At 76.0% G+C, this 8,171-nt stretch carries 10 protein-coding genes; 5 read left to right on the top strand and 5 right to left on the bottom strand.

Annotated elements, in window-relative coordinates; genetic code table 11:
- The first annotated feature begins 75 nt into the window (after positions 1-75).
- Both BI06_RS32915 and BI06_RS32910 read left to right on the top strand, forming a co-directional pair.
- Positions 76-360 (top strand): DUF427 domain-containing protein, encoded by a 285-nt coding sequence (locus tag BI06_RS32915; RefSeq protein ID WP_043474454.1) that lies wholly within the window; start codon positions 76-78, stop codon positions 358-360.
- 148 nt (positions 361-508) lie between these two features.
- The gene (locus tag BI06_RS32910; protein ID WP_051742461.1) at positions 509-1,519 is read left to right on the top strand and encodes a hypothetical protein; all 1,011 of its coding nucleotides are present in this window, start codon (positions 509-511) and stop codon (positions 1,517-1,519) included.
- A 76-nt stretch (positions 1,520-1,595) separates the two neighbouring features.
- Here BI06_RS32910 and BI06_RS32905 read toward each other — a convergent pair whose 3' ends face one another.
- From BI06_RS32905 to BI06_RS32890, 5 genes are all read right to left on the bottom strand, one after another.
- Positions 1,596-1,943 (bottom strand): hypothetical protein, encoded by a 348-nt coding sequence (locus BI06_RS32905; protein ID WP_233290389.1) that lies wholly within the window; start codon positions 1,941-1,943, stop codon positions 1,596-1,598.
- Positions 1,944-2,085: 142 nt separating this feature from the next.
- The gene (locus BI06_RS51505) at positions 2,086-2,247 is read right to left on the bottom strand and encodes a hypothetical protein (RefSeq protein WP_157855288.1); all 162 of its coding nucleotides are present in this window, start codon (positions 2,245-2,247) and stop codon (positions 2,086-2,088) included.
- Between the two features lie 261 nt (positions 2,248-2,508).
- Positions 2,509-3,702, bottom strand: a complete 1,194-nt coding sequence (locus BI06_RS32900; RefSeq protein ID WP_043474451.1) for a cytochrome P450 — start codon at positions 3,700-3,702, stop codon at positions 2,509-2,511.
- Between the two features lie 169 nt (positions 3,703-3,871).
- Positions 3,872-4,099, bottom strand: coding sequence for a ferredoxin (locus tag BI06_RS32895; RefSeq protein ID WP_051742458.1), 228 nt, complete (start codon positions 4,097-4,099; stop codon positions 3,872-3,874).
- Positions 4,100-4,267: 168 nt separating this feature from the next.
- The gene (locus BI06_RS32890) at positions 4,268-5,881 is read right to left on the bottom strand and encodes an ATP-dependent DNA ligase (protein WP_063795070.1); all 1,614 of its coding nucleotides are present in this window, start codon (positions 5,879-5,881) and stop codon (positions 4,268-4,270) included.
- A gap of 245 nt (positions 5,882-6,126) precedes the next feature.
- Between BI06_RS32890 and BI06_RS32885 the strand changes: the two genes are divergently transcribed.
- The 3 genes from BI06_RS32885 to BI06_RS51500 form a co-directional block, all read left to right on the top strand.
- Positions 6,127-6,702, top strand: a complete 576-nt coding sequence (locus tag BI06_RS32885) for a GNAT family N-acetyltransferase (RefSeq protein ID WP_233290388.1) — start codon at positions 6,127-6,129, stop codon at positions 6,700-6,702.
- Between the two features lie 120 nt (positions 6,703-6,822).
- Positions 6,823-7,620 (top strand): maleylpyruvate isomerase N-terminal domain-containing protein, encoded by a 798-nt coding sequence (locus tag BI06_RS32880; RefSeq protein WP_043474448.1) that lies wholly within the window; start codon positions 6,823-6,825, stop codon positions 7,618-7,620.
- 322 nt (positions 7,621-7,942) lie between these two features.
- Positions 7,943-8,171 (top strand): hypothetical protein (locus tag BI06_RS51500; RefSeq protein ID WP_199523390.1); only part of this gene is annotated, 229 nt, incomplete at its 3' end.

Raw genomic sequence — 8,171 nt, 5'->3', positions numbered from 1 at the left:
CGGCGGGTGGCCGGATCCCGCCATGCCCGCTGCCGACACCTGCCGCCCGGATGCCGGGTCGGGCAGACTCCCACCATGACCACAGCACGCTGGCAGGGCAAGGTCGTCGCCGAGAGCGAGGACACCGTCGTCGTCGAGGGCAACCACTACTTTCCGGCCGACTCCGTCCGCCCGGAGTACCTGCGGCCGTCAGACACCACCACCGTCTGCGGCTGGAAGGGCACCGCCGAGTACTACTCGCTGGACGTCGACGGCCGTACCAACCCGGACGCGGCGTGGTTCTACGCCGCCCCCGAGCCCGCGGCGGAGCACATCCGCGGCCGGGTGGCGTTCTGGCGGGGGGTCGAGATCACCGACTGACGGGCCCGGTGGCGGCAGGTCGTCGGTCGTCGGCGTACCCGGCCCAGGCGCCGCCGTTACGCCGTAGTGACGGTGCCGTGGCCGTCCCGTCGCAGGACCGGGACAGCCGCGGCGCGTACCGCCGCGCCGCGCCGGGTACGGCCACAGCATGGCAATCTTCAGGAAACCGGGACGCTCCGGGCAGCCCGAGCCCACCCCGGAGCACGTCGCCGACGAGCTGGCCGGCCTGGTCGAGGAACTCGAACCGGGCGCTCCCGGCGCGCCCGCCGAGGGCGAGGCCGGGGAACTCGCCGAATACCGGGCGGGCGTCGAGCGCGGCCGTCGGCGCGGCGCCCAGCTGGTCTCCGACATCTCCCGCCGACTCGGCAGCGGCAGCCGGGCGGCGGCCAGGGGCGCCGCGTTCGGCGGCCGAGCGCTGGCCGACCAACTGCTCCAGGCGGCACCGCGAATCCCCGTCCGCGACCTCGCGACCCTGCGTGCCCAGCACCCCGGCGCCGCCGACCCCGAGCAGCTCGCCGACCTGCTGGTCACCGGCGCCGGCCGGGCCTCCAGCGCGCTCGGCGCCGGTGTGGGCGCCGCCGCGATGCTCCCGGTGCCGCCCGCGATGCCGGTGGAGATCGCCGCCGAGACGCTCGCCGTGGCGGCCGTCGAGGTCAAGCTGATCGCCGAACTGCACCAGGTCTACGGCCTCCCCGCCCACGGGACGGCCACCGAGAAGGCCACCGCCTACGTCACGGCCTGGGCCAACCGGCGCGGCATCGACGGCTCGCTGCTCGCCAAACCGGCCGGCCTGGCGGCGATGGCCCTCGGCAGCGAGGTCCGCCAGCAGGTCCGCCGCCGGCTCACCCGCAGTTCGCTGCGCCGGCTGCCCTCGCTGACCCCGCTGCTGGTCGGCGCGGGCATCGGGGCCACGGTCAATCTGCGGGACACCCGCAAGGTCGCGCGCGAGGTCCGCGCGGACCTGCGCGGACGCCGCCCGGCCGACCCCGGGTACTGGGCGGCCGCCGCCCCGGCGCCGCGCCCGGAGAAGGAGGCGGGCAAGGGGCTGGGGAACGGCAACGGCAAGGGCAGCGGGAAGGTGCTCGGCAAGGGGCTGGGGAAGGGGCTCGGCAGAGGACCAGGGAAGGGCAACGTGGCGGGGCCGGACGAGCGGCCGTGACGCCCGCGTGCCCGTGACACGCACGACACGGAGCGGCCGGCCCCGCCCGGGGTCGGCCGCTCCGCTCCGCGTCGGGTCAGTCGGCCGGGGCCGCCGGGGCGCGGGAGCCCTTCCCGGTCTTGACGGCGTTCACCATCGCCTGGTGGACGGCCCGCGCGGTGGTCTCGTCGGCCGCCGGGACGGGGCTGCCGGCCACCGAGTACCAGTCCAGCGCGCCGGTGTACTGGACGGTGAGCCGCGCCTCGCCGTCCACCCAGGTGGTGTGCACGGTGAGGTCGCCCGAGATCGGGCCGACCTCGACGGTGGTCACCCCGCCCGGTCCGCTGATGATCGACTGGGTGGTCCAGGTGGCCCAGGAGGCCCGGGGGTCGACCGGCGGCTCCACCGGCCGTCCGGCCGCCGTGCCCTGCTGCTGTTCGGTCATGCGCCCATCCTCTCCGGCCGGACCGTCGCCGTACGGGCGGCGGCACCGGCGGTCGCGGAGGCCGCCCGCAGATCGGGCGGCCTCGTGGCAACGTCTCGGTTACTCGTCGGCGGCACTTCGCAAACCTGTCGGTCCGGCCGGATCAGCCGATCGCCCCCCGTTCATCCTCCGGCTCGCCCTCCGCCTGGGAGGTGTCCTGCGCGTGCAGGTTCTGCGTCGAGGTGATGCCCTCCTCGGGGTCGGCCGCGCGGACGTCCTCGTCCCGGTCGACGCTCACCTCGGAGCGTGCGCTCATGTCGGTCATCGCGGGCTCCGTCTCCTCGGCCGGCCGGGGCGTCCGGGCCCGCCGCGCTACGCCGTGGTGGCGGGCGGCCGCCGGGCCGGTGCTCTGTTTCGCACCTCAAGCCTGCCTCCGTGCCCCGGCGAGGGCCAACCGGACCGGGTGGCGGGCCGCTCTCGGCCGTCCGCCGCCCGTCACCGGCCCTCGGTCATCCGCCGCCCGCCGCCCGTCACCCGTCACCGGCCGTGGGTCACCCGCTGCCGGTCACCCGCCGCCCGCCGTCGGTCACCACCGGACCGGCAGCGAGCCCAGCCCGTAGATCAGCGCCTCGGTGCGGAACTCCAGCTCCTCCTCCGGCACCGCGAGCCGCAGCCCCGGCAGCCGCCGGAACAGCGTGGCCAGCGCGATCTGCAGTTCCGCCCGGGCCAGCGGCTGGCCCAGGCACTGGTGCACCCCGAAGCCGAAGGAGACGTGCCGGCGGGCCTCCCGGTCGAGGTCGACCTCGTCGACGCCCAGGTGGCCCTCGGTGCCGAACAGCCCGTCGTCCCGGTTGGCGGTCGACAGCATCGCCATCACGCCGTCCCCCGCCCGGATCAGGGTGCCGCCCAGCTCGACGTCCTCCACCGCGAGCCGGGGGACCCCGGTGTGCACGATGGTGAGCAGCCGCAGCAGCTCCTCCACCGCGCCGGGCACCGCCGCCGGATCGGCCAGCCGGGCCACCTGCTCCGGGTGGCGCAGCAGCAGGGCGGTGGAGAGCCCGATCATGTTGGCGGTGGTCTCGTGCCCGGCGACCAGCAGCAGTACCCCGGTCGAGGCGATCTCGCGCAGGGTGAGGTCCTCGCGGGTCGCCAGCCGGCTCAGGATGTCCTCCCCGGGCTCGGTGCGCTTCCGTTCGGCGAGCCGGCCGAGGTAGTCCAGCAGCTCGTCCTGCGCCCGGGCCACGTCCCGGTCGTCGGCCTCGGTGGTGAGCAGCAGCCGGCTGTTCGCCTGGAACTCCTCGCGGTCCTCGTACGGGACGCCCAGCAGCAGGCAGATGACCAGGGAGGGCACCGGCAGGGCGAAGTCGGCGACCAGGTCGGCGGGTCCGGCCGGGCCGCCCCGGGCGATCATCCGGTCCAGCGCCTCGTCCACGATCTGCTGGATGCCGGGGCGCATCTCCTCCACCCGCTTGACCAGGAAGTCCCCGGTGACCATGCGGCGCAGCCGGGCGTGCTCGGGGTCGTCGAGGCGGAGGAAGGAGGGGTTGGCGGCGACGAGTTCACGCCGCCCCTCGGTGAGGAAGGGGAACGCGGGCCGGCGGGCGTCGGCGCTGAACCGGCGGTCCGAGAGCACCGTGCGGACCTCCTGGTAGCCGGTGACCAGCCAGCAGGGGGAGCCGTCCGGGAGTTCCGCGCGGCTGACCGGGCCGGTGCTCGCGGCCTCGGTGTAGGCGGGCGGCGGCGCGAACGGGCAGGCCGTGTCGTGCCGGGCCGGGATCATGGTGACGGGAGCGGTGGGTGTGCTCAAGGTGGTCTCCTCGCGTGACAGGTGGGCCTGTGGCAGGCGGTGGGAGACGGCGGGCGGGCCGCGGGCCCGACGGACGGCGGCCGTCCGGGGCGTCGTCGTCGGGCGCTCGTCGAGCGGTCGTCGACTGGTCGTCGAGCGGTCGCTAGGCGGCGGTGCCGGCCCCGTCGTCCTCGGTGACGGTGATCGCGCCGCCGGGGCACAGCTCGGCGGCGAGGCGCACATCGGCGAACCGTGGCGCGGGTACGGCGCTCAGGAGGACTCGCACCAGGCCGTCCTGGTCGTCCTGTTCGAAGATCTCCGGCACGGTCATGACGCACTGGCCGGAGCTGCAGCAGCGGTCCCGTTCGACGTTCACGTGCATCGCGGACATCCCTTCCTGGTGTGGCACCGGATCCTCCGGGCCGTGCCGCCCCCGCTGTCGTCGTCAAACTAACCCCGGCTCGCGTCGCACACGAAGAGAGCGTGGCCGCCTCGCGCAGAATGGCCGATTTGCCACTGCTCGTGAACGAGTGTGAGGAAGAAGAAGTTTGATGAGCCGTCAGACGGGTTGTCCCGGTCCGGCGTCCCGCTGGGCGGCCTCGTCGGCGGCCGCGGTCCCCTCCGCCGCCGCGATTCCCTCCGCCGCCGCGATCTCCCGGACGGTCGCCACGGTGTCGGCCTCGCCCGCGCTCTTGTCCGGCCGGTAGCGCACCACCCGGGCGAACCGCAGGGCCAGCCCGGCCGGATAGCGGGGGCTGCGCTGGACCCCGTCGAAGGCGATCTCCACCACCAGCTCGGGCCGCACCCGCACGGTCCAGGCGTCCCGTTCGACCTCGCGGGCGAGCAGGGCCTCGGTCTGCCGGGCCAGGGTCTCGTCGGTCAGGCCCTTGAAGGTCTTGCCGAGCATCACCCACGGGCCGAGGCCCGGCTCGCCGCCGGCCCGCGCCCCCAGGTGCAGATTGCTGAGGAAGCCCTGCCGTCGGCCGCTGCCCCACTCGGCGGCCAGCACCACCAGGTCCAGGGTGTGCCGGGGCTTCACCTTGATCCAGCCCGCGCCGCGCCGGCCGGCCCGGTAGCCCGCCGCCGGATCCTTCACCAGGACCCCTTCGTGGCCGCGCGCCAGGGTGGCACGGAAGAACGCGAGGGCCTCCTCCCGGTCGCCGGTCTCGGTGCGGGCCACCCGCAGTCCGGCCGGGACGGCCTCCGCCAGCGCGGCCCAGCGCTCCCGGCCGGGCCGGTCCACCAGGTCCTCGCCGTCCCGGTGCAGCAGGTCGAAGAAGTGCGGGCTGAGCGGGACCTCGGCGCGCAGCCGCTCCGGGTCCCGGCGGGCCGCGGTGCGGGCGGCGGTCTCCTGGAAGGGGCGCGGGCGGCCGTCCGGGCCGAGGGCGATCGCCTCGCCGTCCAGGACCGCCGACCGCACCGGGAGCGCCAGCGCGGCCTCCACCACCTCGGGCACCCGGGCGGTGATGTCGTCCAGCGACCGGGTGAAGACCCCGACGTCCGCGCCGTCCCGGTGCACCTGGACCCGGATCCCGTCCAGCTTCCACTCCAGCGCCGCCGGTCCGGCGAGGTGCTCCAGCGCCGCGCCGACGTCCGGGGCCGAGGCCGCCAGCATCGGCCGCACCGGACGGCCCACCTCCAGCCGGAAGGCGGCCAGCGCGGGTTCCCCGCCGGTCAGCGCGGCCTCGGCGACCGCGCGTGCCGAACCGCGGAACATCAGCGCCCGCCGCACCGTCGCCGCCGCCACCCCGGCGGCCCGGGCGACGGCGTCGGCGACCACCGCGTCCAGCGCCCCCTGGCGGAGGTCGCCGACCAGGACGGCGCGCAGGAAGGACTGCTCGACCTCGGTCGCGCGCTCGAACAGCCCGGCCAGCAGCCGGTGCCGCTCGGCCCGGGCGCCCGTCCCGTGCACGGCCGCGATGGCCTCCAGGACCCGCTCCGTCTCGCGCACCCCCAGCACCGGGTCGGCGGCGGGCGGCGGCAGCTCGCGCAGGGCGGCCGGGCCGAGGCCGGTGCGCAGCCGCTGCGACTCGCCCGAGAGCAGGACGACGGCCGAGGGCGCCTCGTCGGGGCCCAGCTCGCGCAGGCAGTCGGCCAGCAGCTCGGTCTTGGCCCGGCGGCCGGGCTCGGCGGCCACGGCGCGCGAGGTGAGGGCCAGGCGGCGGAGCAGCATCGGGGGCCTCCTCGGCGGGCGTGGGGCACGGCTCGGGAACGGCGTTCGGGCGGGCGTCCAGGATCGGCGATACGGGGCGCGGGCGCGCGGCGGGGACGCCGGACCGGTGGCCCGGGGCGACTGCCACTCCGTAGCGGAGCGGACCCGTACTTGGCCGTGCTGTCGATCGGCGCGGGTCCGACGGGGCGTCATGCTGTCCGGCGTCCACCCGTGCACGCACGGTACGACCGAACGAGGAGCGCCCCATGCCGACGACCGGCACCACGCCGTCCAGCCCCATGCCGTCCAGCACCACGTCGACCGGCACCACGCCGTCCAGCCCCATGCGGCCTGCCGAGCACCGGTCCGACGAGCACCGGTCCGCCGGGGGGTGGACGGTGGACGCGCCCACGGCCGCGGACTTCGCCGCCTGGCGGGAGCTGTTCCGGGGCTACTGCGAGTTCTACGGGGTGCCCGTGCCGGAGGAGAAGGCCGCACTGGTCTGGTCCTGGCTCACCGACCCGGCGCACGAGCTGGACGGCCTGCTGGTGCGCGACACCGAGGGCACCCCGGTCGGGCTGGCGCACTACCGGCCGTTCGTCCGTCCGCTGCACGGCGCGGTGGCGGGCTTCCTCGACGACCTGTTCGTGGCCCCCGCCGCGCGCGGCACCGGAGCGGTCGACCTCCTCCTCGCCCGGCTGCGCGCGATCGCCGCCGAGCGCGGCTGGAACACCGTCCGCTGGATCACCGCCGACGACAACCACCGGGCCCGCAGCAAGTACGACCAGGTCGCCACCCGGACCATGTTCGTCACCTACGACATGCCCCCGGCCGGCGCCTGACCGTCCCGCAGGCGCCTGACCGTCCCGCAGTTCCGCAGCTGTCCCGCCGTTCCGGAGCCGTCCCGGCGCGCGCGAGAAAATCGATGGCAGGCGGTTCTGTCGCGGTGATAGACACCGGGGGTGCAAAAGACCTTGGACTTTCCCGACCTGCTCCGTCTGATCGACGAGCGGGCCACCGCCTTCCGCGCCGCGGTCGCCGCCGCGCCCGACCTCGGCGCGCAGGTGCCCAGCTGCCCCGACTGGACGCTGCTCGACCTGGTCCGGCACCTGGGGGAGGGGCGTCGCAACTGGGGCGTCATCGTGGCCGCCGGGCCGTCCGAGGTCCGCCCCGACACCTCCGCCGCGCTGGCCGGCCCGGCCGTGCCGCCGGAGCGCGAGGCCCTGATCGCCTGGCTGGCCGAATCCACCCAGCAGCTGCTCGACGCCCTGCGCGAGGCCGGCCCGGACAGCGGCTGCTGGACGTGGTGGCCCGCCTCGCAGGCGCCGCAGACCGCGGGGGCGGTGGCCCGGCACCAGCTCCAGGAGATCACGCTGCACACCTACGACGCCCAGCTGGTCGCGGGCACCGCGCAGCCGCTGCCGACGGAGGTGGCGCTGGACGGCGTCGAGGAGTTCCTGGTCACCTGCTGTGCCACGACGGCCGCCTGGCCGCACGAGCCCGCGACCGTCGACTACCACGTCACCGAGGGCCGGTCCTGGCGCCTTCGGGTGGACGCCGAGGGCGCGCGGGTCACCCGCATCCCCGCGCCCGGCACCCCCGGCTCGGCGGACCTGGCTCCCGCCGACTTCTCGACCGAGTCCACGGCCGGTGAACTGATCCTCGCCGGTTTCTACGGCCGCCAGCCGCTCGACGTGCTGAAGATGGAGGGCGACCGACAGATCATCGAACAGCTGATCGCCTGGGAGCCCGAGGTCTAGGTCCTGGGCCCGGCGCGAGTACCCGGCACCCGCCGGGGCGAGTGCCGGACGCGACCACCGGGGGCGGAATCGACGGATTCCGCCCCCGGTCGGCGTTCCGCGCGAGGTCCGGGCGAGGCCGCCCCGTGCGGGCGGCGTCCACCGCCCCCGCGCGGGCCGACGGGCCCGCCGGGGATGCGGCATCATGGCCAACCGCCGCCCCGCCGGTTCGTTCGGAAATCAGTTCGCACTTTTCTGTTATCCGCCCACCGCTCCACGGTCTCCCAGGTGTCGGCAGTCGTCCGACCGATCCGACGGACCAGAACTCAGGAAGCGTGCGCAGGTGAACAGCGAAGACCGCACCACCATCCTCCCCGCGACCGGGCGCCCCGCGGGTGCCGACGGGCGCTCCGCGCGGCGTGCCGCCGAACGGCGGCGCGGCCACGGCCGGCGCCGCCGCCGGGGCGCGATGGGACCGATGATGGCCGTTGCCGCGGCCGTCGCGGGCACGAGCGTGATCGCCGCGCTGACCGGCGCCGGGTACGCGGTGTTCCGGGGCGAGGAGGGCAGCG

The sequence above is a fragment of the Kitasatospora sp. MBT66 genome (genome assembly GCF_000710405.2).
In the GTDB taxonomy this organism is placed as follows: Bacteria; Actinomycetota; Actinomycetes; order Streptomycetales; family Streptomycetaceae; genus Kitasatospora; species Kitasatospora purpeofusca.
This window is presented reverse-complemented; position numbering and strand designations above follow the sequence as displayed.